The organism is Allosediminivita pacifica (assembly GCF_003054175.1).
Taxonomy (GTDB): Bacteria; Pseudomonadota; Alphaproteobacteria; order Rhodobacterales; family Rhodobacteraceae; genus Allosediminivita; species Allosediminivita pacifica.
Map to the genome: position 1 here is coordinate 32,967 of NZ_QBKN01000022.1, position 26,003 is coordinate 58,969.

The following is a 26,003-nucleotide window of genomic DNA, read 5'->3' on the forward strand; positions in this document are numbered from 1 at the left end:
TGCCAGATCTTTCGGCATCGAGCTACTCTGAGTTGAGTAGTTTTACCGAGTCTTTCCCCAAAATTATTTCTCAACAAGAGGTGGATTATGCCTCAGGTTGCCGGCGTTCCGTTGGTATCGCTTTTCGACGCGATTGATCGCGTCAACCAGGCGCTTCCTGCCCCGGTCTCGCGCTTTGTCGAACGCTTCGTCGCGCTGGATCTCCAAAGCCGCACGAGCCCCGAGGCCATCATCCACACCGGGCGCCTCCAGAGCCTCGACGTGGCCGTCGCCGGACAGGATGTCGAAGCCTTCGACCTCCCCTTCGGCAAGCTCAAGATCCCCATGATCACCACCGGCGTGCCGTTCCGCCTGTCCTTCCGGCGCGCCGCCGCGACCGGTGACATGGAACCGGGCGCCGAGTCCTGGCAGCTCGACCTCATGCTGGGCGAGTTCGAACTTGAACTCGACGGTCTCGTCGCCGCCGACTTCATTCCCGAAAGCGGCACCACGCCCCGCCACCTCTCCCCGAAAACCGGCAATCCGCCCGCTGCCATCGTCGGCTCTGCTGCCCTGCGGTTCGAGCGGCGCGCCTCCGACCAGCCGGTCGTGACCCGCTTCATCGACGCGACAGGCGGTGGCGATCCGCTGATCCCCGACGCCCTCATGGGCGCTGTGACCAACGTCACGCTCGCCCCGCCGCACGTGCTGATCGGCAGCTCCCAGTTCGGCCTCACCGTCAAGAATGTCCTCTTCGACTATTCCGAGGAATTCTCTCCCGCCTTTGTCCTGGAACGCGGCCAGTCCGCCGACTGGGTCGGCCTCGCCATCGAGGAAGTGGCAGTCTACTGCCCCTCGAACGCGCTCGGCAAAGGCGGCTTCTCGCTCTCGGTCCGTGACCTGCTGATCGGCGACCCGCTCGGGCTCCAGGCCGAGATCGAGGTCCAGTTCGGCGCCTCGCCGCTGAACCCCGCCACCTTCGCCTTCACCCAGGGTGGGGCCGACATCACCTCGGGCTTTGACTTCGACGAGGGCACGCTGGAGATTCAGGCCGAACCCGGCGAACTCGTCGAGCTCACCGCCTCTCTCGCCGTCCCGGCCCCGCCCCCCGGCAGCGCCATTCTCGACTACGAGGCCGAGTTCAAGTTTCCCGGGCGCGCCAAACAGACCGGCGACAACGCCACCGGAACGGTCCGCCACGGCGACGTCATCCGCATCACGCCGATCGAGGTTCTTGGTCCGGGTGACGACGACAAGCGCCGCAAGCCCGAGTTCACCGTCCGCATGGTGGCAAGCGGCACCGCGCCCGGGATCTCCGTGACCCTCGCGGGCACACGGCTTGCCAACGTAGTGGACCTCAACGGCCCCATCGACGCGCTGACCCAGATCACGCTCGAGGCCGCCGCCAGTCCCGCCGATCCTGCCGCGACCTTCGAATGGCACTCCGAGACGCTCGGCATCGACAGCAGCGGCACAAGCCTTGCCCTGACGCTGCCCTCGGACGCGCGCGGCCTGCACATGATCCGCCTGCGTCAGACCGGCTCCGAGACCTCGGAAACCCGCCTCCGGCTGCGCCTGCGCGATCCCCTCGACGGTTTGCTTTACATCGGCTGCGAGGACGGCGTCTTCGAGGCAAGCACCCCCACGGCCCCCGTGGCCCCCGCCGCGATCCTCGGGGTCTACGACCTCGCCGCCTTCCACGAACACGGTCGCCTCGACGGCGCCAACGCCATGGGCGCGATCAGCGGCGCCACCGTCGACATCCCCTCCGGCACCATCGCCGAGGTGGCGGTGTTCGAAGGCGGCACGCCGGCCGGCTTCGAAGAGGACCGCCACGTGCAGGTCATCTTCGAGTTCGACGAAAGCACGGACGGCGTCTGGGGCGACAAGCGCCCCTTCAACGACCACGGCAGCAACCTGCACGAAAGCCTCCTCGCCTGGGCCTCCAACTACTCCGGCGGCAAGTTCGTGGTGATCGGCCGTTGCGACGACGTGGGCAAGAACGACTACAACATCGACCTCGCCGGCCGCCGCCGGGACGAAGGGGTGCGCCTGCTGACCACGCCAGCCGGATCCCAATCCGCGGTGACGGCCGCGATCGAGGAACACCAGGAACAGGGCATCGGCGCGCTCGATGCGGCCACGCGTGATTTGATCGAACCCGACGAGGCCGAAGCCTCGGGACGGCTCATCAAGAACCCCGCGGTCGTCGACCGCAGCAGCTGGCCCAAGGACGGCCTGGGCAACGGGCTCCGCAGCAACCCGCCCGACCCGGTCCGCGAAGAGATCCGCGTGAGCTATCGCCGCGTCGACATCTACGCTGTCGGCGGTACTTCCTCCGACGCCGCGCGACGCGAGACCTCGTCCGCCGTCGCCCCCACCCGCCGCCTGATCCTAGTGCCCGCAACGGGACGCGACGTGCTGCCCGCCGACAACGACGATGCGCGCGCCGACTACCGCGTCCTGCTCAAGCTCGGCTGGGACCGCCCGCGTTTCTCCGGGTGGGAGGACATCGTCCCCAACCTCGCCGAGTTCGAATACGCTTGGACCCCCTCCGGTGACGACGGGATCAGCACCACGAGCGAGGTGCTGACCGTCTACGGAAAATGGGTCTACGACGATCTGACCGGCTTCACCGAGTTCCTGCTTGGCATCAAGTCCGAGGGCGACCCCGAGGGCCTCTTCGATATCGAGCAGCCCAACCTGGTGGCTGCGCTTAGCTTCGGGCCCATGCTGGCCTCGGGCATCGACTTCGACACCGACGCGGTGGAATCCGGCGTCCGCCTCGGCGCGCTGGCCACGATCACCGGCTTTGCCGGTGCAGATTTCGGGGACGGACCTCTGATCGGCCCGGGCTCCATGTCCGCCTTCACAAAGCTTCAGGCCAAGGCGCAGACCAAGACCATCGCCGACCCGCTCCAGTCCTACAAGATCATGGTCACCGCCGACTACACGAACACGCTGCACGTCAACGCGGGCTCGCTCGGGCTGCGCACCGACCCCAACCAGCCGATGAAGATCAAATACACGGACGTGGGCGTCGAGTTCGACAACACCGATCCCGACGCCCCGCTCATCGACAAGATCGGCCTGGCCCAGACCAGCAAGTCCATGTCGATCGAGGATTCCGGCCTGTGGAAGATCGACGGCCCGCTTGGCCGACTGCTGCGGATCACCGAGTTCAAGATGGGCACCGGTTCGCTCTGGTTCGAACCGACGCTGGCCGTGGCCATCGACATCGGCGTGGTCGAGGTCACCGAAGCCACAATCCGCGTCACCTTCAACACCGATGCCAACGGCGGTCTCGACGGCGGCCCCGAATTCTCGCTTCGCGGGCTCAAGGCCGCGGTCGATATCCCCGCCACGATCAAGGGCGAAGGCCGGATCAAGATCGAGGACAACGGCATCCTCAAGGCCGGGGTCGATGCCACGCTGATCCCGCTGCAATGCCGCGCCTCGGTCGCGCTGGCCGTGGGCATCCCCGACGACCCGCCCGATTTCGCCCCCTCGCTCTTCCTCAGCCTCTACGGGCGCGTGCAGTTCCCCGGCGGCATCCCGCTCGGGCCCCTGCCCATCGCCATCCACGGCTTCATCGGCCAGGTGGTCATCAACGGCGCTCGCGACGTGGCCGAGACCGAAGACGTTGTCGCCCGCGAAATCGGCTGGTGGCGCAAGGACCCCGAGGACAAGTACGCGCCGAAAAAGGGCCAGTACGCCTTCGGCGTGGGCGTCGTCGTCGGCACCCTGCCCGACGCATCGTTCTCATTCTCCGCGACGGGCATGGTGGTCGTGGCATTTCCCGACGTCGAGGTCATATTCGGCGTCGAGGTCAACATCCTGTCGATCCCCGACAAGACCGCCAAGGACAAGAAGGACGGTCAGAGCGCCTCGATCACGGGCCTTGTCGTCATCAACGAAGACGCCGTCACCGTCGCCGTCTCGGCAACGTACAAGATCCCCAAGCTTCTGGAGCTCAAGCTGCCTTTCGGCGCCCATTTCCCCGGCGCGGGCGGCAACACCTACGTCCGCATCGGCAGCGACAACGGTCCCGGCCGCTCGGGCGAGCCGGTCACCATCACCTTCCTGCCCGGCACGCTCGACATCGAGGTCTGGTCCTTCCTCATGGTCGAGGGTGGCGGCCTGCCGAACTTCGGCCCGAACAAGGACTGGAACTTCGACGGCTTCTCGATCGGCTTCGGCGCCGGGGCCGGGTTCGAGTGGAAGGCCGGCCCGCTCGAACTCTCTGTCTCGGGCGCGATCTACGTGGGAATGGGCACCGACCCGCTCTTCATCAAGGGCGGGCTCTACCTGCGCGGCTCGCTCGACCTCGTGATCGTCTCGGCCTCGGTCGATGCCGCCATCGTCGTCAGCTACTACAATCCTCCCGACGGAGACGCCGTCGCGGCGCTTGAGGAAGCCCGCTTCTGCGCCTCGGTCGACTTCTTCTTCTTCACGGTCGAGGGTTGCATCACGCTCGACTTCGGCAGCGCCGCCGAGTTCGAGACACCCGATCCCGAACCGCCCGTGGACTCCATCAGCCTAACAGACCGGCTGAATCGCGTCACCGGCATGGCCACAACCGGCGCACCGCAGGGCGCGGCGATCTACGATTTCGTCGAGGTCGACGGCCAGTCCCAGAACCAGGGCGTCGCCCCCGAGGACAATCACACCGTCTGGCCCGACACGGTCCCCGTCCTGAACTTCCGCCATTTCATCGAGGATGCGATCCCCGCCGGCCACCAGTTCGACCCCGGCGAGACGCCCGCCGGCGAACGCTGGTTCGGCTCCAACCGCCTGCGTTACACCTACCGCCTTCTCGACGTGCGGCTGGTGCGGGACGCCGACAACGCGCCCGTCACCGATCCCTCCGGCGATCCGCTGCTCTCCACCTGGACCCATCCGCCCGCGCGGCCCGCCGACGACACGTCGGGTGACACCACCCCGCTGCCCTCGGGCGCCGAGGTCACGAGCCTGCAGCTTCTCAACCGCGAACCCTGGGCCTGGGCCCAGAGCACGGCCGACGGCGGCGAAGGCCAGCCCGGCGATCCGGCCGAGATCGTGCGCCGTGTCTGCGAACGCGTGCCACCCCCGCGCAAAGCCTGCCTGCGCGGCGGCGAGGTCCGCACGCTATCCTCGACCGCAAGCCGTTTGCGCCGCCTCGGCCCGCCACCGGGCCCTTACCCGAGCAACTTTCAGGGCGTCTCCCGCGCCTTCCTGCAGGTGGGCAGCGACGAGGTGACGGACAGCGATCTGGTCTCGCTGGTCGGTGCCACGGGCGCGCTTTTCGAACCGGGCGTGATCCGCCCGGTGCCCGCCACCGCCCTTGCCACGGGCCTTGCCAGCGACGGCTTCCGCCTGCCCCGCCTGGTCCGCGCCGAAAGCTCCGGCACCCTGGTCCCGCTCGCCCTGCCCTGGCGGATCGAGCTTGACCGCGCCGTGCGCATGGGCGTGCTGACGCTTCTGGTCTGCGACAGCGGCGAAGGCGGCGGCACCGGATCGGGTTGCTACGAGTTCGAGGACCTCGCCTTCGGCCAGCGGGCCGAAAGCTTCGACCTGCCCCCCTTCGTGCTGACCGCCCAGCAGAGCCCCAACGCCACCCGTCGCAACACGCTGCAGGCCACCGACCGGATCGATATCTCCAACGCCGTCCAGCCCGAATTCGGCAGCGACGGCAAGACCGATGTCCTGGTCTCGAACCCCGGTGCGACGCTCACGCTGAAGCGCCCCTGTCACCTGCTCGAACTTCACTGGTTCAAGCCCTCGGACGGACGCCTGCTTCTACGCGTGCACCACGCCGACGGCAGCACCACCGACGAGATCATAGAGACGCCCATCAACCGCCCCGCACTCGCCATCCTCGAGTCCGCCAGCGGGATCCTGCGCGTCGAGATGCTCACCGACGGGCTCAAGGCCTTCCATCTCTACCGCGTCTGCTGCAAGCGGCCGGGCGACGTGCCGACCGGCGACCCGCGCGCCTGCATCGAGTTCAAGGGCCTCAGCAACAACGTGGTGAACGCGCCGCAGTTCACCCATGACGGCGCCACCTTCGAAACCCTCGATCCCTCCGAGCGCTTCATACTCCGCGACGCGGTCGACGCGGCGGCCCCCGGCGGCTTCGGTCAGGACGGGCTGGGCGACATCCAGCTCCCCCCGAAAGGCGCCCGGATCACGCTGCCGCGCGGCTGTACCAAGATCGAGGTCTCGGTGGTGCTCGGCGCCCGCGCGGTCAAGGTCTCGGGCCTCGATGCATCCGGCGACACCGTCGCAACCGCCGGGTCTCCCGCAACGCAGGACGTGGGCCATACCATCGTGCTCGAGGCAAGCACCCCCATGGTCAGCGTCGTGATCGAGGGCGGCTCTGGCGAGGCCTTCCTCTACCGGCTCTGCTGCGTCGGCAAGACCGACGGCGGCACCGCGCGCTGCATCGACCTCGACGACCTGCCGCGCACCCTCGAAGGCCGGGCCGAGGCCACGGTCGACGGCCTCGTGATCCGCCCTGCCGCGCGCGGCACTCCGATCCGCCTCGCCGATCAGGCCGACACCACGGGCACCCCGCGCTCGGGCCGCGACGGTCGGGCGGAGCTTCTGATCCCCGACAGCGGGCTCACCCTGACCCTGCCCGAGGGCTGTCTGGACGTGGAGCTTCACGTCATGCTCTTCGGCGGGCCGATCAAGGCCGTGGGCTTCGGGGCCGACGGCAAGGATGTCGCCTCGACCTCGGGCACCGACCAGAAGAAACCCCTCGTTCTGCGCCTCTCGGGTCAGGCGCCCATCGTGCGCATCACCCTGTCCGGCAGCGCCAACGAAGCGGTGCTCTATCGCCTCTGCTGCCGCGCGGGCACGATGCTTCGCCCGGCCAACCGCTGCATCGCGCTCTCCCGCGCCAAGGTCGTCGGCGCCCGCGCCGACGTCGCGCTCGAAGGTCTCACCTTCAGCGATCCGCGCAACGAAAAGACCCTCAAGGCCCTGCCGGCCCGCAACGACCAGCCCGCTGCGCTGGCGTTCGGCGAAGCCGGGCTCGAGATCGGCCTGTCGCGCACAGCCAACCACGTCCGCCTGCACCTCTTGGTCCGCAAGGGCGCCGCCTACCAGGTCGACGCCTTCGACGGTCAGGGCCGCAGGATCGCCGGCGAAGGGGGCGAGTCCGCCGGCACCGACCTGCGTCTCACCCTCAAGGCCGAGGCCATCGCCCGCATCATGGTCCGCGCCAAGGGCGCGGGCGCCCTTGGCGAGGTCTGCCTGCGCGAGACGGGCCCCACCGAGGCACGCCGCGACGGCAGTCCGACGGTCATCCGCGATCTGCGCACAGACGTCGGGACCTGTGCGCTGATACGCGCTGGGGCAGCCACCCTTCCCGAGGTGCTGGGCCGCACGCGCTCCGAGGGTGGCAGCGGCACCGCATGGGCGCCCGAGATCATCTCCTCGCATCCGCAAGAGGATGGCTCGACTTGCCACGTGGTCCGCTACACCATGCCGGCTGCGCCCGAGTCAGTGGACGAGATCCGCGTGCTCACCCGCACCCCCGGGCAGGACGTCACTTTCATCGGCCTCTGCGCCATCGACGACCGCGCGGCCCGCTGGCACGCCACCGACGAGGTCATCCGGGACGAGATCGAGGACACGCTCGACAATTCCGACCCGACCGACGGCGGCCGCCCGGTGCTGCTCGACCCCGATACCGTCTACCGCATCGAGGTCGACTGGGAGTTCCAGTCCTGGCTCAGCGAACGCGAGGACGAACAGCCCCCGCAGACCCCGCCCGCGGGCGACTGGCAGCCCGGCACCATGCAGGCCTTCCGCTTCCGGACGGCCGCCGAAAACACGGCGATCCCCACCCGGCAGGACGGCCCGAACGAACACCTCTTCGATCCGCGCGACCTCGACCGCTACCTCGCGGCGAGCGCTCCGGAAACCGGCGCCATCGCGCATTTCACCGAAGATCCGGTGGTCTTCCACTTTGCGCAGGATCACGTCGCCAACCTCATGGACCGCTACAACCGCGAATTCGAGATCGAGGTGCGCCGCACCGATCCCGAACCGAAGTCCGGCGGCACGCTCCTGACCGCCGCCGCGATCCCGCTCGCGGGCACGGTCGGGACCTTCAGCATCCCGCGCGAATTCATGACGCCCGCCGAGCAGCGTATCACCGAGGCCGTGCGCGACGCGCCCTGCATCGACAGCGAGCGCCCGGTCGGCGGCACCACGCTCGCCGGGGTCTACCCGCTGGAGCCGGACGTCTTCTACGACGCCAACCTCTGGGCCGTGCGCAGCGGCAACAGTACCGACCGCATCATGGTCAGTGCCGCCAACTTCCGCACCTCGCGCTACGCCAATCCGACCGAGATGATCCAGGCGATCGGCTGCGACACCGACGGCGGCGTGCAGCCCACCCCCGCGGCTGAGCTCATCCTCGAGCCCGGCGCGACCCTACCACCCGTCCCGGCCCCCGCCACACCCAGGGGCGCGCAGCCGCCCTCGGACCGTCTCTTCGACGAGGCGATGAATGCCATGGGCCTCGGCACGCTCGGCCTTCCGCAGGACCAGGCCCGTCTCTTCCAGATCTGGGAACAGGACGGCGGCGGCACGCTGTCGACGGTGGCCTTCCTGGTGGACGCGCTGGAACCGCTGAACCGCGTGGCCCATGTGATCTCGGGTACCGAGGTCGTGATCGCCGACCGCTGCCGGCTGCGCGGCGGACGCTACGGCGGCACTGAGCTGCGCGTGACGCGCATCAACCGCAACGCCACGCGGGTGCTGCTCCGGCCGGTGACACCGATCCCGGCGGGCGCCGATCCCGCGAGCTTCCAACTGATCTTCGACACGAGCGACGGGCAGATCACCGGACGCCGTCAGATGCGCGCCCGGCCCCTGATGCTCGACCTGGAGGGTTTCTGACATGACCGAGATCGCGAACCCCGGCCTCTTCAATCTCCAGGCGCTGGCCATCGGCCCCGGCGACAGCCATGCGCGCCCAGGCCCGCACATCCGCGTCGCCCATCATCCCAGGCTCGGTCTGCCCACCATGCCCTTCGTGCTCGAGCGGGCCGACATCGGTCCGGGTCAGTTCGAGCGCCTCGCCTTCCGCACCGACGCCGTCTGGCGCGACAGTTCCGGCAAGCGGCTCGAGCCACCCTTCTCGATGAAGGAGGGCGACGAGGTCACCGTCACCCTGCCGACTGACGGTGGCGCCACGGCACTCTGGGCCGAGATCATCGCCGACCCGGGCTCCCCGCCCGAACCCTCGCGCCCGGTGCCGATTCCCTTCCCCTTTCCCGACAGGCCGATCTTCGAACGCCCCCGCCCGTCTCTGCCCGGTCTCGGCGGCAGGCCCCGGCCGGATCTCGGCCGCATACTGGACACCGACATCACCGACGTGCTGCGGGCCCGTCCCCGGACCACCGCAATGCAGGTCGAGGCCTTCGTGCGCTCCGCCACCGGCGGCAGCAGTCCGCTCGGCACCCGATCCGACCTGCCCTTCGCCTTTGCCGGCACCGGGCTCGTGCGCTTCGTCATCCGCGGCAACGGCGCCATCGTCGGCATTCGCTGGCTTGACGGGGACCGCCGCCAGAAGATCGACTGGCGCGTGGTCGACATCCTGAACCTGCCCCACGAAGGCGGCCGCCGCTATGTCAGCCTCAGCGGCTGGGACGACCTCTGCCGCCGCCGGGTCGAGGATCAGACCCCCCAGCGCCGCCCGATGCAGGATCTCGCCACGGCGCTTCCCCGGTTCAGCGCCCCGGGCCATTCATCCGCCGAGGAACACGCCCGCGTCGACACGCTTTTCGCCCCGCTGAAAGATCCGCTGGGCGTGCTGATCACCGGCCCCACGCCGCAGCACCAGCACGTTACCCGCCACAATCTGGAACACCAGACCGGTGGCAGCGTGCTGCACGACGACGTGGCCGAGGCCACGATTCCCACTCTCAGCCTTGTCCTGCAGGGTCAGGCCGATCCGGGCACCGGAAGCTGGATGGGCTACAAGACCCTCGACACGAGCCTGCCCGACAGCACCGCGCGGCGGCTCAGCTTTTACCGTGTCACGGGCTACTTCCGCGACCCGACCGATGACGTGCTCGCCGAGGGCGGCTTCTTCTTCCGCCTGCTGGTCAATGCCGCGCGCAACACCCACGGCCTGTCGTCTCACGTCGATCTCTTCGACCATTTCCTGAAACTGGCGGGCAACTGGCTGGGCCAGAACGGTATGCAGGCAGGCTCTCAACTTGCGCCCTTCACGGGCTACGACATGGGCGCCATGGCCGTGGCCGATCACTTCGCCCCGCTCGATCCGCTCGAGCCACCGCAGATCGACACGCCGCGCCACCGCGACTGGCTGCCTGCCCCGCGCAGCGCGCCGCGTCGCGCGATCGAGGCCGGGCTGAACGGCGTTCCGCCCGCGGGCGCCCTCGCCGTCCAGATGCGACAGCCGCCGGGCGGCAGCAGCTGGCGCAGCCTCAACCGCACGCGCGACACCGGCGCGGGCGCATGGCGCACGCTGATCCTGCCCAGCCCGCCGGGCACCGACCCCTCGGCCCCGACGACCAGTCCGGCGCCGCAGACCCTGCTCACCGACAACAACGCCGGACCCGAGGCCTTTCGCCTGCACGCCGCCAACATGGACCGCTTCGGCCGCTACTCCGACTGGGCCAGCGCCAACGGCGCCGCGGGACCGCGCCCCGGGCCGCCAAAGCCCGTCCTTATCGGCAGCTACCGCCAGCCCGAAATCAGCTCGGGTTCCCATTCCGGCCGCATCACTGCAACCGTTCCACTCCCCGAGGACGCATCGCTTGCGCCCGGCGCGTTCCCGCTCGAGCGGGCCGAACTCACGGTGCTTGTCGACGGGCTCGCCTTTGGCCCCACCCGCAGCCTGCCGGTCGGCGACGCGATCTCGATCCACCCGAACCATGGCATCAATGAGTCATTGCCACCCCCGGACCATTTGCCGATACCGGATGGCGAGGACCAGTTCGGCCTCCGGATCACCTTCGACGGTCCCCCGATCCCCCCCACGCAATCCCGTCCGCTGCGAATGACCGTGGTCTGGGTCGACACCGCCGGTCAGACCTCGGTCCCCTCCGATCCCGTCCGGCTCACCATGACCGATCCCTATCCGCCCGCGCAAATCCCGATCCCAGACGTGCTCGATTACGCGGCCAGGCCCGATGCCACCGGAACGGCCTGGGTCGAACGCGACATCCCGGGCAGTCCGTCGCAGCGCTACGCAGTCTACTACGCCGACGAAAACCGTTTGCGTGACCACCTGCGCCGCTCGGGCTCGGCGGCCGATGCCACGCTCCTTGCCACGCTCGAGGCCGAGCCCGATCCCGCCGCCCGCGCCACGGCGCTGCGCGCCGCACAGGCCCGCTTTCCCGCCACGCTCTTCGAAAGGCTCGAAGGCGCGGTCGAGACGACGCCCAACCTGCGTTTCCGTCACGGATTGCCGGGCACGCTGCGGGTGCTCAGCGCCTACAAGGTCGCCGTGGAATCCGGCGCCAACGCCGCAGGCCCGGACCTGACGACGCTCGACACCATCTTCTACGGCGTGCCCAACAGCGACCCGCCTGCGCGCCCCTCGGTCACCGTCCGCCTTGTCGACCCGGAGCCGCACGAGCCCGACCTCGTGGCCGAGGTGACCGTCACCCTTCGCACCGGACTGGCCGAAGGCGCCATGGTCCGCATCCGCCGCACCCGCTCGGGCGTCGTCGATCCGATCCGCAACCCCGTTGTCGCCACCGTGCCCATGGGCCCGGTCGATCCGGCGACCGGTCTGCAGACGGCCACCTTCCGCGATATCGGCGCCGCGCAGGTGGCCACCACCGCCCGGCTCATGGCCTTCATCAAATACGCCTGGATCGGCGAAGTGCAGGGCGCGCCCGAGCCCGGCTCGGTCTCTTCCGCCTCGGGCGCCGTTCCGGGCCTCTGGAGCGCGCCAAGCGCCCCGGCCACCCTCACCCTCATCCCCCCGGCAGGTCCCGTCCCGCCGACGCTCCTCTCGGGATCGAGCGATGCCGCCCCCGGCGGGCGCCGCAACATCCGGATCGACTTCACCTATCCGCTCGATCTCACCCCGGGAACGCCCGGCCCATGGCGGGTGCGCGTGGAACGCGCCGAACCGCAGGACGGGCTCGAACTCGTCAGCGAAGACCCGGCCCCCGCGGGCAGCACGTTCGCCGTGCAAAGCGATCCGGCCGAGGTCCTGCCCGTCGGCACGCGTTACCGCGTCCGGCTGATCGATCCCGTCGGGCGTGAAAGCCCCGCCGTCGAGCACATCGTGTAACCGGAGGACCCGCCATGCCCACCCTCAATCCCGCGCCCTCCAGCCTCGGCCTCTTCTCTCCCGCGCTCGGGCCATGGTTCGAGACCTCCTCCGCAGACGCGACCGACCTCGCCGACCTGCCACCGCCGAACCCGGACCTTTCCGTCACCCGGCAACTTCCGGTCGGCGCGATCTGGAACGCGCCCGCCGCGGGCACGCTTTCCTATCTGTTGGCCACCGCAACCCGGCCGCCTGCCCTCGTCCGGCTCCGTGCCGCCGACGGCAGTCCCGCCTTTGCCGAGGGCGCGCTTGTCCTGCTCTTCACGCTGTTGCCGCAGGTGGCCGAGCGGCTTGGCGCGCTCAGCCAGGCCCTGCCGCGCCCCGACAGCACCGACGCCGCCAGCGGCGACCAGCGCACCCGGCCTGTCATCACCGATTTCGCGCTCGAGATCCCGCCGGGTGTCATCGGCAGCGCACCCGACCTTCAGAACATCCTGCCCGCCCGTAACGCATCCGACCTGCGCAGCGTCGCTGCCGGTCTCGACGCGGCGGAGCGTGCTGCCTTTGTGGGTCTCTCGGGCACGGCGACGCTCTCGAACGCCGACAAACCCGCCACGATCCTGCGCCGTCCCGAAACCGACGCCCGCCGCCTGATCGAGAATGACAGCGTCTCGCCGATCAACGCAAAGCTCTGGGCCTTCACGCGCGGCGGCCGCGCCTACGACCCGGGCGCCGTCGCCGCCATGTGGACCCGGCTTGCCGGGACCGACTGGGACAACCTTTGGGCCACGGACGACGCCGCGCGACAGCGCACCGCGGGCACCATGGCCCAGCACACCGTGCTGCTCGTCAACGCCCACCAGGGCCCGCTCGAGACCGCCGTCACAGACCGGCTCGCAGGAAACCTCACGGGCCTCACGCCCGTCGGCACCTCCGACACGCTCCACGTCGCCGCCGCCGGCGCCGCCATCGCGCTGTCGGCACCGGGCGATGCCAATACAGACACCGTGCCCATCCCGCTTGTCGCGCCCCTGCCCGCCGGCCCCTACGCCGCCCCCGCCGCGGCCACGCCCTTTGCGGGCTGGGGGGACCCGGACGCACTGGGCCGCGACTTCCAGCGCATCGCGATCACCGACGTGGAACGCCACCTGACCGGCCTCAGCCGCGTGGCGAACTCGGCGCAGGCCGATCCCCGCCGCCGCGTCAGCGCCGCGCGCAACACCGCCGATCCGCTTTTCCTGCCCACCGCCGACGCCGTCGCGACCGAGGTCATGGCCCGTTTCGCCGACACCAGCGCCACGGTGGATTTCATCGCCCCCGAGCTCGACCGTGACTACGGCCCCCAGACACCCGCGACGCTCTCGCCCGGCGATCCCTTCGCCGCAGAGTTCGATGATCCGGCGGCGACGGCCCACAGCCTCCGGGGCTCGGGCCAGCAGGCGGGCGCTGCCGTTTCGGACCAAACCGTGGTCCTGCGCTTCGACCCCACCCTGCCGCCCGGCGCCTGGCTGCGGGCCTGGCCGCACGGCCGCGACACCGCCGACGGCCGCCGGTTCCGCATGACCGGGGGCGCGGCGCTGGCCGACGCCGCAGGCAGCGCGCTCCTGCTGCTGCCGCTGCGCGATGGCGAGGCGGGCGCCACCTTCAGCTATGACCTCATGGTCACCACCGCCGAGGGCAGCCGGCTCTTGACCGACCGTCGCGCCGACAGGCCCGCCGTCGTCGATGCCACGCCCGCCGACGTGGCAAGCCTTGGCGCCCTCACGCTCTACTGCGCCGAAACGGCGACGCAGCCCGCCCCGGGCACCGGCGCCATCGCCCCGGGCCAGAGCCTAATCGCGGTCGAGGGCGACATCTCCGCCGGTAATTTCACCGCCGTCGACATTACCAGCCTGCGCGCCAGCGACCTCGGCCCCAGCCTGCCCAACCGTGCCGACACCGCCGACCGGATCATCACCAACGACCCGGCCTTCACCCAGACTACGGCGGGCGACCTCGCCCCCGCGCAAGCCCCCGGCGGGCCCGAACGGGTGCACGAGGCGGGCTTCCACACCGGCGCCACAGCGCAGGAGATCCTCGACTTCGCCGCCTACGACACCACCGGCAACCGGGGCGTGATCGGCGGCGTCGCGGGCCGGCGCATCTGGCACGAGGCGCCCCCGGCGGCCCTCGCCCATCCCGGCGTCAACGCAGCACCCGAAATCCACGGCGAGGGGCTTGGCATCGGCGGCCCTGCTGGCGACCTGCTGCGCCTGCTCATGCGCGAACGGCGCGTCGCCGACATTGCCGAGTTCGTGACCCTCATGGGCCGTCCCTTCACCTCCGCCACGGTGCCCACCGACGCAGGCCCCTGGACCGCCATCCTCGAAACCGCTGCCAAGGGTACGCATGGCAACCTCCTGATCTCGCTGATCCCCGACACGGTCGAACCCGGCGCGCTCTGGGACAATGCCGATCCGGCCAACCCCGGTATCAAGCAGCGGATCGACAACGCGCTCTCCGGTCTGCCCGGCGGGCTCACCGTGGACGGGCTCATCGACAGCGCGACCTTCGACGACGACATCGCCTCTGCCGCCTTCGACCGACTGCTCCACAAGAACCGCAAGGGCGTGCAGGGCTTCGCCCGCGCGGCCTTCGCGGCCGTGGAACGCGCCGAGGATCTGGTCTGGCTTCAGACCCCCGCGCTTGATGGCGAGGTCTGGGCCGATCCCGACGGAGATATCCGCTTCCTCGAGGCCCTCACCGACAGGCTCACGGCCAATCCCGCCCTGCACGTCGTGCTGATCCTGCCCGCCCGGCACCTGCCCGACCGCAACGCCCGCGTGGACGAGGTCCGGAGGTTCGCCATCCAGGGCGCGCTGGAAACCCTCAAGGCCACCGCCGAGGATCGCGTCGCATGGATCACGCCCACCGGGGGCCCCGGCCGCGACTTCCACATGTCCGCGACCACGCTCTTTGTCGATGATGCGGTGATGTTCACCGGCGCCGCGCATGCGGGACGGCGCGGTCTGGTCTTCGACGCCGCCCTCACCGGCGCGGTCTTCGACGAACGGCTTGCCTTCGGACGTCCCCGCGCAGTGATCGAGGCGCGACGCACGCTCGCCGGCGCCATGCTGGGCGTCGCCCCCGGTCTTGTCCCGCTCAGCGGCCCGGATCTGGTCGCCGCGCTCAAGGTGCAGGCCAGCGGCGGCGGCTTCGGCCGCAGCGCCCCCGCCACCTACACGCCCGGCCCCGACACCACGCCCGGGCCCGACCGCGAGGTCTGGAATCCCAGCGCCTCGAGCGGGACCGACTGGGTGGCCTTCCTCGCCACGCTCGGTGGCGATCTCGCCACGGACGTCCAGAACGGCACGCGCTGACCTGGCACGGGCGCCCATAATTTGCCCAGGCATCCGGACGCGGCATGAACCGGCTCGCACTTCAGTGCGCGCTCAGGACGCTCTGAAACCATTAGTTTCAGTCCCTTAGCAACTGACGCAGAACTTTTTCTTCGCCCGCGCCGCGAAATTCCTCATGACGCGATCCACGCTGTCTTCCGCTTCGGTGGTGCTCGAACGAGTGACACCAGAGGAGCGCCGTGATGACGAAGATTGGAGTTTTCCTGCCCATCGGCAGCCGCGGCTGGCTGATTTCCACCACCTCGCCCGAGACCTACCCCACCTTCGATCTCAACCGGACGGTCACCCAGCGCGCCGAACACTACGGCTTCGACTTCGCGCTCTCCATGATCAAGTTGCGTGGCTTCGCGGGTCCCTCCGAATACTGGGTCCACAACCTCGAAAGCCTCACCCTTATGGCGGGCATCGCCGCCCAGACCAGCAAGATCCAGCTCTTCGGCTCGGTGGGCATGCTGACCATCCCGCCCGCCGTGGTCGCGCGCATGACCGCCACCATCGATTCCATCGCGCCGGGCCGCTTCGGCGTGAACATCGTCACCGGCTGGCAGCCCAAGGAATACGAACAGATGGGCATCGAGCTCGGCGAGGAACATTTCGCACGGCGCTACGACTACGCCTCGGAATACGCGCAGGTAATGACCGAGCTCTGGGAAACCGGTCAGTCCGACTTCAAGGGCGACTTCTTCACCATGAACGACTGCGTGCTGTCGCCCAGGCCCGCCGGCCACATCCCGATCATCGGCGCCGGTCAGTCCGACAAGGGCATAGAATTCGTGGCAAAGTACGGCGACTATTCCTTCGTGGCCGCCCGGGGCGACACCAACCAGGTCACCGTCGCCAAGGACACGCTGGCCCGCGTGCAGAAGGCCTCGGCCGAACACGGCCGCGAAACCGGCGCGCTGCTGCTCGTGCTCATCATCGCGGACCGCACGGACGAACTCGCCTGGCAGAAATGGGAACACTACAAGTCCGGCACCGATCTCGAGGCGCTGCAATGGCAGGCCGATCAGGCCGGCCATGACAAGAAGGCCAGCAAGGACAGCACCGCCAAGGCGCTGACCACCACGATCACGAACCCCAAGCCCACCAACCTCGCGCGTCTTGTCGGAAGCTACGAACACGTGGCCGAGATGCTGGACGAGCTCGCCGACACGCCCGGGCTCAAGGGCATCATGCTTGCCTTCGACGACTTCATCACCGGGATCGAGCAGTTCGGCCAGTACATCCAGCCGGCCATGCGCTCGCGTCGGCACATCGTGAACCCCGCCAAGGCGGCCTGAAGACACGTGCCCGAAGCCCCGGCGTCCGACCGGGGGACGGGTCCACCCCAACAAGGAGACAACCATGCTAGACTGGAAAGCCGTGATCGGCACCCTGGCCCTGACCGCCACCACCGCCCTGCCCGCCGGGGCGCAGGAATTCGACCTGCGCTGGGGCCACTACCTCGCCAACGGCCCCTTCCTCGATGTCGAGGCGGAATTCGCCCAGCGGATCGAGGAACGCACCGACGGCGATGTCGCGATCTCGATCTCCTACGCCGGCGCGCTCGGCGGCCCGACCGAACTGCTGCGCCTCGTCGGTCGCGGCGCCGTCGACATGACCGCGATCCCGCCCGGCTACTATCCCGACCAGCTACTCTACTGGAAGACGGCGCAGATTCCCTTCGTCTTCGACAGCGGCCGCCAGGCCATCGAAAGCTTCCGCGCCGCCGTCGAGGAGGTACCCCAGTTCCGCGAGGAGCTCGAGAACCTGAACGCCCACTTCCTCTTCCAGCAGCCGCTCGGCGAATACTACTTCACCGCCGCCGAGGGTGAATGCAGCACGATGGGCGACCTTGAGGGCAAGAAGGTCCGCACCTTCGGCTCCGACCTGCCGAAGATCCTCGACACCGTCGGCGCGACCCCCGTCACCGTGAACGCCACTGACCTCTACGAGGCCCTCCAGCGCGGCACGCTCGACATCTCCTTCCTGAACGCCGGCAACATTGAGGCCTACAACCTCTACGAGGTCGGCGCCGTGAACTGCGGGCCCATCATGGCCATCGCCGGGCACCTGATCCTCATCAACAAGGATGTGTGGGAAAGCATGCCCGAGGAGTACCGCACGATCTTCGAGGAAGAGGCCGAGCGCGCCAACGCGGCCTACATCGACTGGATGGAGGATAACGCCGAGGGCGCGATTGCCACCATGGAGGAGAACGACAGCCCCGTCGTGGAATTCGATCCGGCGGAACTCGCCGCCTGGAAGGAAGAGGCCCCCGACCTTCTCGCCGCCTGGCAGGAAGAGATGGACGGCCGCGGCGAGGGCGAAGGCGCTGCCGCGACCGTCGCCTTCTTCGAGGAAATGACTTCCGCCACCCCGACCCAGTAAGCCCCGGAGCGGACCGGGAGGCCCGGTCCCCCGCCCCCCGGTCAGGAGCAGGAGCCACCCATGACCCTTCTCAAGCGCATCGTCACCTTCCTGGGCTGGTTCATGGTCCTGATCGGCGGGATCGGGCTGCTCGTTTCGGTCTTTCTCGGCGTCGCGGATGTCGTCGGGATCCACTTCGGCCACCCGGTTCCCGGCGCGCTCGAGATCACCGAAAGCACCATGGTCCTGATCGTCTTCGGCGGTCTCACCTTCGCGCAGATCCGGCGCAAGCACATCCGGGTCGAATTCGTCTACCTCAAGATGCCGCCCCGCGTGCAGTCGGCCATGGACCTCGCCAGCTCGCTGCTCTCGGTCGTCTTTTTCGGTCTGCTCGCCTGGCAGGGTTGGCTGGAACTCGATTACTCGCTCGCCATCAACGAGAGCACCAGCGGCCTGATCCGCCTGCCGCTCTATCCCGCGCGCATGGCTCTTCTGGGCGGCACCCTCCTGATGATCGTGCAGCTCGTGGTCGACATCGTCGAGGACATCTCGCGTCTTGCCCGAGGCTCCGGCGCGCGCCCCGAGGAGGTCGAACTCGACCCCGACCTGCAGGCCTCCTGACCCCGAGGCTACGCCCAGAAACCGCTCCACCGGAGGACCCAATTCATGGACGCATCCACCGCCGGCCTGCTCGTCGTCGCAGTCCTGATGCTCATGCTCATCGGCGGGGTCTACATCGGCGTGGCCCTCGGCCTTGCCGGGATGATCGGCATCTGGCTGACCAGCGGGGCCAGCTCCGCCTTCGCCCAGCTCGCCACGATTCCCTTCAGCACCACCAACAGCTTCACGCTGGCGGTGATCCCGCTCTTCATCTTCATGGGCTCCTTCGCGACGCAGGCGAACCTGACCACCGACCTCTACCGCGCGGCGTACAAGTGGCTGGGCCATCTTCACGGGGGCCTCGCCATCGCCACAAACTTCGCATCTGCCATGTTCGGCGCGGCCTCGGGCTCCACCATCGTCAACGCCGCCGTCTTCACCCGCATGTCCATGCCCGAGATGACGGCACTGGGGTATTCGCCCCGCCTCGCCGCGGGCTGCATCGCGGCCTCCGGCACGCTCGCTGCCCTGATCCCGCCCTCGGTGCTCATGGTGATCTACGCCGTGATCACCGAACAGTCGGTGGCCAAGGTCATGATCGCGGGCCTCGTTCCGGGCATCCTCACCGCCTGCGTCTTCGCCGCGTCGATCTACGTCCGCGCCCTGCGCAACCCCGACCTCGCACCCACGCCGGTGGCCATGCCGCCGCTGGGCGAACGCGTGCGCTCGCTGCGTGGCGTCTGGGGGATCACGATCCTCTTCGTGCTGGTGATCGGCGGCATCTACGGCGGTTTCTTCACCGCCACCTCGGCAGGCGCGTTCGGCGCCTTCGGCGCCATGCTCATCGTCATCGCCAAGGGCCGCCTCAACCTCAAGTCGCTGATGGAGATCATCAAGGAGGCCTCGATCAGCACCACGACGATCTTCATCATCGTCATCGGCGGCATGCTCTTCGCGCGCTTCGTGACCTACACCGGCCTGATCACGGACATCGTCGACTGGTCCCTCGCGCTCGAGCTGCCGCGCCTCGCCTACCTGCTCGGCTTCATCCTGCTCTTTCTGGTGCTGGGCATGTTCATCGAACCGATCGCGATCATGGTGATGACGCTTCCGATCATCTACCCGATCATGACCAGTGTGGGCTACGACCCCATCTGGCTCGGCATCATCGCCGTCAAGATGGCCGAGATCTCGCTCTGCACGCCGCCGGTGGGCCTCAACGTCTACATCGTGCGGGCCTCGTCCCCCGTCCCGCTCGCGCTCGAGGACGTCTTCGCCGGCGTCACGCCCTTCCTGCTGATGGAGGTGCTGATCCTCGCGCTGCTCATCATCTTCCCCGAGATCGTGACCTTCGTGCCCGACCTCATGGACTGATCCCGCAGGTCGCCACCGGCCCCGAAAACCTCAGCCCGCAAAAAGAAAATCGCAGTCGCGCCCACCGGCGCGGCAGGTCACACTCGACGGTATACCACAGTATTCACTCGCACTTCAGGAGGCCCGCATGCTCGAGGACCACGGACGTTTCGCCTACAGTTCCATCGACTCCCGCCCCGACTACAGCTGGCCGGAGGGCAAGCGCCTCGCCGTCTACGTCGCGATGAACATCGAGGTCTTCCGCTACGGAAAGGGCAAGGGGCTCGCCATGGCCTCGGCGGACCAGTCGCAGGGCCATTCCTTCTTTTCCTTCCGCGAATACGGCAACCGTGTCGGCTACTTCCGTCTCATGGACCTCGCCGACGAACTGGACCTGCCGCTGGAACATCAGCTCAACGTCGCCGTCTATGACCACGCCCCCGAGATCGTCGCCCGCGCCCGGGCCCGCGGCGACGAATTCCTCGGCCACGGCCTCACCAATTCCGACGCCCAGGCCGAGCTGACCATCGCGGAGGAGAAGGCCCTCATCGATCTGACCACCTCGAAGATCACCGAGAACGAGCGCACGCCGCCGCTCGGGTGGATGGCGCCCTGGCTCTCCAACTCGGGCGAGACCCTCGATATGCTGCAGGAGGCCGGCTACGGCTATTCCATGGACTGGACCATGGACGACCAGCCGATCTGGGCAAAGACGCGCAACGGAAAGATCCTCCTCATGCCCTACCCGGTGGAGCTCAACGACGGCCGGTCGGTGGTCTACTTCGGCCATTCGCCCGCGACCTTCGCGGACCTCATCGTCTGGAGCTTCGACGAGATGCTGAAGCAGTCCGAAAAGCAGCCCCTCGTCATGCCGGTCTCGCTCCACACGTTCCTCATGGGCCGCCCCTACCGCATCCCCGAGCTGCGCCGCGCCTTCCAGCATATCATCAGCCATCGCGACAAAATCTGGCTGACCCGACCCGGCGAGATCTACAAGCACATCTGCGCGCTGCCCAAGGGCACGGTTCCCGGCGATGACGATTGATCCACGGCTCACCGAGGCGAAGGGCCGCCGCAGCGAGGCGGATCTCGAACGGCTCGCCCGCCACCGCCGCATGCGCCGGCACGTCCAGGGGCTTGGCGGACTCGCCCGCGTGCTTGCCATCGGCGGCATCGGTGGCTTCGCCGCGTCGCTTGCAGGCATCCCGCTGGCCTGGCTGCTCGGCGCGCTTATCGCCTCGGCGGCCTGGAACATGGTCCGCACGCCCATCGTCGCGCCGGTCTGGTTCCGCAAGCTCGGCCAGTCCGTCGTGGGCCTCAGCATCGGGCTCGGGCTCACCGCGCCGGTCATTGCCCGGCTCGGTTCGCTCGCGGAATACATGGTGCTGGCCGCCTTCGCGGCCGTTGCCTCCGGGCTGCTGATCTCGCTCGCGCTCTCGCGGATCACCGGCATCGACAGGACCACGACCTTCTTTTCCTCCATGCCCGGCGGCGTCGCCGAAATGTCCGTCATGGCCGAGGCCTACGGCGGCAAGCCCGAGCTTGTCGCCATGGCACAGTCCCTGCGCATCCTCATCGTCGTCCTGATCCTGCCGGCGGCCGCGACCTTTCTCGGCTGGCGGGGCGAACTCGACTGGGAAGGCGCCAACTATCCCTTCGACCCGCCGATCCTGGCGGTGATGCTGATCCTCGGCCTTGCCGCCGCGTGGCTCATGAGCCGCGCCAACATCAAGAACAGCTGGTTGCTCGGGGGCCTCGCCGTCGCCGGTGTGATCGCCTACCTCGGCCTCCAGGGTTCGAAGGTGCCGGGCAGCATGATGATCCTCGCCCAGATCATGATCGGCCTTGTCCTCGGCACCCGCTTCACCCGCGACTCCGTCACCGCGCTCCGGGCCTTCCTGCCGCTGAATGTGCTCGGCACCGTGGCCCTGCTGGCCATGACCAGCCTCTGCGCGCTGCTGCTGTCGCTCGCAAGCGGCGTCCCGGTCGAGACCCTGGTGCTCGGCCTCTCACCGGGCGGGCTGACAGAAATGACCCTTACCGCAACCGATCTCCACCTCGACACCGCCGAGGTCGTGGCGTTTCATCTCGTGCGGATTCTCGTGGTGCTTCTCCTGACGGACCCGATCTTCCTCGCCTATCGACACCTGCGCCGGAAACTCGGAGAACGCGTATGATCCTCGACCTCGAAGCCCGCGGCGTCCTCGACCGGCTCGCCACACGCACCTCCTGCCGCGAGTTCGACGGCACGCCCCTCTCCAGGGACACGATCCGCGCCGTCATGCGCGATGCTATCGAGGCGCCTTCTTCCTGCAATCACCAGAGCTGGCACTTCATCGTCGTCACCGACCGCGACAAACTCGCCCGCGCGCAGCGGATCTCGGGCGGCAACCTGCACTTCGGGACCTGCGGCGCGCTGATCTACCTGTGCTTCCTGAACGGCTGGTCGCACCGGCACTTTTCCATCGTCCAGTCGGTCGCCGCCGCCGGCTACCACATGATCCTCTCGGCGCACCTGCGCGGGATTTCCTCCATCTACAACGCGGGCATCGGCCCCTCAGACGAGGTCCGCGAGCTTCTGGACCTCCCCGCAGGCTACACCGTCCAGGGCGCCATCGCGCTCGGCTACACGGCACCGGGAACGCGGCTCACCAAGCCGCCCCGCCGACCGCTCGATGACGTGCTCTCGTTCGAGCGCTTCGAACGCCCCGAGGCCGCCGACTGGCCGCAGGCGCCTTCGGACGCCTATCCCTACGGCGACGCGGAATCCCAGCTCACGCCCTACGCAGAATGGGACCCCACCCGCTGGACCTGGGACCAGATCGGCGACCTGCGCGGCTACGCCGTCTGGGCGAAATCGCCCATCGCCGGGGTCTACGTCTCGGCCCGGCAGGGCACCGTGATGGAGGGCGTGCTGGACCTGATGCCGGACCTGCCTGCCGGGGCCGAGGTGATCGACGTCATGGGCTGGGGCGGCACCGAGGCAGCCCGGCTGCTGACCCGCCTGCCGAAGGGGGCGCGCCTCACCCTTGCAGACCTGCACGACGGAAACCTGACCTTCATGCGCCAGCGCCTCGCCGCAGAGCCCGCCTGCACCGGGCGCACCCTGCAGTCGCTGCGGATGCGCGGCCCGGACCTGCCCCGGCCCGACGCCTCGGCCGATCTCGTCACCTTGCCGCTTGCCCTTGAACATGCTCCGGACCCCGCGGCCCTGCTCGCCTCCATCGCCCGCGTGCTCCGCCCTGGCGGCCACCTCCTCCTGGCCTACCGCAACGCGGCCTCGCCCTACGGCCCCTACTGGGAACGCGAGGAGAAGCCCCACCAGGTCTCCAACCAAGGCCCTTTCCGTCCGCTTGATCCCGACGCGGTCACCGCCATGGCCGGCCAGCATTTCGACATCGTGGCCGAGGCCGGTTTCGGGCGCGAAGCGACCCACGACACCGAGAAACTCGAAGGTCGGGAGCTTCGCCGCGGCCGCATCCACGCGCTGCTCCTACAAAAGCCCTGAGTCGCGGGGCCCCGAGGCTGGACGGGCGTCACGAGACAGCCGCCTGACACATCGCCCGGTCCGTGAAACAGACATCAGCGACGCACATTTGGGCAATTCCGCGCGCCGTGATCCTCCGTGACCCCGCTCCGGCCACATTCGGCGCGGGCGCGACGGCAAACGTCATACCATGGCACGGGGAGGAGTTTTTTCGTCGGTCAGTGTCAGAGGTTTCCCATGCGACCCCGTGTTCCGCTGAATGCCATCCGAGCCTTCGAGGCCGCTGCCCGCCGCGGCAGCATCGCGCAAGCCGCCGAGGAACTTCACGTGACCCCCACGGCGGTCAGCCACCAGGTCCGCACGCTCGAGGATTTCCTGCAGGTCAAGCTCTTCGTGCGCCACAACAGCGCCATCGAGATGACCCCCGCCGCCTCCAACGTGCTCGCCAAGCTCAGCGGCGGGCTCGATCTCATCAGCGAGGCCATCCGCACCCTCACCGACGAACCCGAGGCCCGCGAGACCGTCACCCTCGGCACCTCGGTCTCGCTTGGGACCACCTGGCTGCTGCCCCGGATGGACAGCTTCCTCACCGATCACCCCGACATCGACATGAGCGTGCGCACCTACCTGACGCGCGAGGAGATCGAGAGCAACGAGACCGACTTCTGGATCAGCACCTGGCAGCCGACGCTCGACCGCCGCATCGAGCCGCTCTTCAGCGAGGACCTCGTGCCCGTCTGTTCGCCCAAGCTGCTGGAGCGCATCCACGACACCCACGGCACCCGCCCCGAGGACGTGCTGATGCAGGTCCCGCTCATCCACGTCGACCGGCAGGTCAAGCTCGCGCGCCCCTCCCGCCCCGAATGGCAGCGGTACCTCCAGGAATTCGGCGTCAACCGCACCAACGTGAACCACGGCCTGCGCTTCAACCAGACCTCCGCCGCGATCGAGGCCGCCAAGGCGTCGATCGGCGCCATCCTCGGCCGCACGCTCCTGATCCGCGACGCGCTCGCCCGTGGCGAACTCGTCCCGATTGCCGAGGCCTACCCCCAGAAGATGCCATACTACCTCGTTTCCTCGTGGCAGTCGCAGGGGACCGTCGCGGCCGAATTCAAGGACTGGCTCATCGCACAGGCGGCGTGACTTACGCACACCGCGGACGGCGACAATTCCGCTTTGCCACCACCTGAAAACTCGTCGTGCCGGCACCGCGCGGAAATCTGCGACACTGCCTTCGAACGACGGACAGGAGGTGTCGGAATGAACTATGCGGAAACCCCCGCGCACGGGCTGGTCGCGGCGCTGCAGTCGGACACGACGACCTGCACCGGCATCGCCGAGGCCATGATCGCCCGCGTCGCCGAACGCGAACCCACCGTCAGGGCGCTCTCGCATTTCGAACCCGAAGCGGTCCTCACCGCGGCCCGGGTGCTCGACGCGGGCGATACATCCCTGCCGCTTGCCGGGGTGCCGATCGGGGTCAAGGACGTCATCATGACGAAGGACCTGCCGACCGAATACCACTCGCCGCGCTATGCGGGCTTCCGCCCCGCCATGGACGCCGCCTGCATCGACACGCTGCGCGCCGCCGGGGCGCTGATCGCCGCCAAGACCGTCACCACGGAATTTGCCGCCGGCAACCGCGGCAAGCCCACCTCGAACCCGCACAGCCCCGAACACACGCCCGGCGGCTCTTCCTCGGGCTCCGCGGCCGCCGTGGCCGCTGGCATGGTGCCCCTTGCGCTCGGCACCCAGACCGGCGGCTCGGTCATCCGTCCGGCCTCCTTCTGCGGGATCTTCGGCTGGAAGCCGAGCTGGAGCGTCATCTCCCGCGAGGGGCTCAAGATGTACGGCGCCTCCCTCGACACGCTCGGCCTCTATGCCCGGGACCTGAAGGATTTCGACCTGCTCGCCGATGTTTTCGACCTCGAACACACCGGCCCGCTCTTCAGCAACCTCACCGGCCTCAAGGTCGGCATTTGCCGTACCCCCGTCTGGAACGAGGCCGGCCCCGGCACGCAGACCGCCATGGAAACTACCGCAGCCGCCCTCCGCGCCTCGGGGGCCGAGGTCGTGGATCTCGACCTGCCGCCCGACTTCGACGACATCCATCCCGTTCACCGCACGATCCTTGCCCGCGAAGGCCGCGCCGCCTTCCTCAACGAGGTGCGCGCCTATCCCGCGACCCACCCCGAGTTCCGCGAGATCGTGGAGAACGCCCGCGGCGACAGCCTCGAATGGGTGCGCCACTGCTACCGCACCGCGGATCGCTGCCGGTGGCTCTATGACGAGATCGCCCAGGAATACGATTTCGTCATCGCGCCAAGCTCCGTCGACGAGGCGCCCAAAGGACTCGACCACACCGGTTCGTCGGTCTTCAATTGCATGTGGACCCTGATGCACGTGCCGGTGGTTTCCGTGCCCGGCAATTCCGGCCCGTCGGGCCTGCCGGTGGGCGTCTCGGTCATCTGCCGCAAGTTCGACGACCGCAAGGCGATCTCCGCCGCGGCGCTCGTCTCGGACGCGCTCGGCGCCAAGGGTGCGCTCGCCGCCTGACCGGTCCGGGGGCCGAAGGCCCCCAGAC

12 protein-coding genes are annotated in these 26,003 nt (G+C 68.8%); all 12 read left to right on the forward strand.

The annotated features are described in order from the left end of the window. The first annotated feature begins 87 nt into the window (after positions 1 to 87). Positions 88 to 8,874, forward strand: coding sequence for a hypothetical protein (locus C8N44_RS16220; protein ID WP_107977829.1), 8,787 nt, complete (start codon positions 88 to 90; stop codon positions 8,872 to 8,874). Between the two features lies 1 nt (position 8,875). After that, positions 8,876 to 12,253, forward strand: a complete 3,378-nt coding sequence (locus C8N44_RS16225; RefSeq protein ID WP_107977830.1) for a hypothetical protein — start codon at positions 8,876 to 8,878, stop codon at positions 12,251 to 12,253. 14 nt (positions 12,254 to 12,267) lie between these two features. Then, positions 12,268 to 15,591, forward strand: a complete 3,324-nt coding sequence (locus C8N44_RS16230) for a phospholipase D-like domain-containing protein (RefSeq protein ID WP_107977831.1) — start codon at positions 12,268 to 12,270, stop codon at positions 15,589 to 15,591. Positions 15,592 to 15,812: 221 nt separating this feature from the next. Next, complete coding sequence (gene rutA, locus C8N44_RS16235; RefSeq protein ID WP_107977832.1) at positions 15,813 to 16,910, forward strand: pyrimidine utilization protein A; 1,098 nt, start codon at positions 15,813 to 15,815, stop codon at positions 16,908 to 16,910. A 64-nt stretch (positions 16,911 to 16,974) separates the two neighbouring features. Then, complete coding sequence (gene dctP / locus C8N44_RS16240) at positions 16,975 to 18,000, forward strand: TRAP transporter substrate-binding protein DctP (RefSeq protein ID WP_107977833.1); 1,026 nt, start codon at positions 16,975 to 16,977, stop codon at positions 17,998 to 18,000. 60 nt (positions 18,001 to 18,060) lie between these two features. Then, on the forward strand, positions 18,061 to 18,600 hold the full coding sequence (locus C8N44_RS16245) for a TRAP transporter small permease subunit (protein ID WP_107977834.1): 540 nt from the start codon (positions 18,061 to 18,063) through the stop codon (positions 18,598 to 18,600). A gap of 45 nt (positions 18,601 to 18,645) precedes the next feature. Continuing rightward, positions 18,646 to 19,953 (forward strand): TRAP transporter large permease, encoded by a 1,308-nt coding sequence (locus C8N44_RS16250; protein ID WP_107977835.1) that lies wholly within the window; start codon positions 18,646 to 18,648, stop codon positions 19,951 to 19,953. 127 nt (positions 19,954 to 20,080) lie between these two features. Next, positions 20,081 to 20,977 carry a polysaccharide deacetylase family protein gene (locus C8N44_RS16255; RefSeq protein ID WP_107977836.1) on the forward strand — a complete coding sequence of 299 codons (897 nt, stop codon included), beginning with the start codon at positions 20,081 to 20,083 and terminating at the stop codon, positions 20,975 to 20,977. Beyond that, positions 20,967 to 22,109, forward strand: a complete 1,143-nt coding sequence (locus C8N44_RS16260) for an AbrB family transcriptional regulator (protein ID WP_107977837.1) — start codon at positions 20,967 to 20,969, stop codon at positions 22,107 to 22,109. The genes C8N44_RS16255 and C8N44_RS16260 overlap by 11 nt, the downstream gene beginning before the upstream one ends. Beyond that, positions 22,106 to 23,440 (forward strand): nitroreductase family protein, encoded by a 1,335-nt coding sequence (locus tag C8N44_RS16265; RefSeq protein WP_107977838.1) that lies wholly within the window; start codon positions 22,106 to 22,108, stop codon positions 23,438 to 23,440. The genes C8N44_RS16260 and C8N44_RS16265 overlap by 4 nt, the downstream gene beginning before the upstream one ends. A 216-nt stretch (positions 23,441 to 23,656) precedes the next feature. Then, entirely contained in the window at positions 23,657 to 24,562 is a 906-nt protein-coding gene (locus C8N44_RS16270; RefSeq protein WP_107977839.1) for a LysR substrate-binding domain-containing protein, read from the forward strand. 117 nt (positions 24,563 to 24,679) lie between these two features. Next, positions 24,680 to 25,975, forward strand: a complete 1,296-nt coding sequence (locus tag C8N44_RS16275) for an amidase (protein ID WP_107977840.1) — start codon at positions 24,680 to 24,682, stop codon at positions 25,973 to 25,975. Positions 25,976 to 26,003 lie beyond the last annotated feature (28 nt).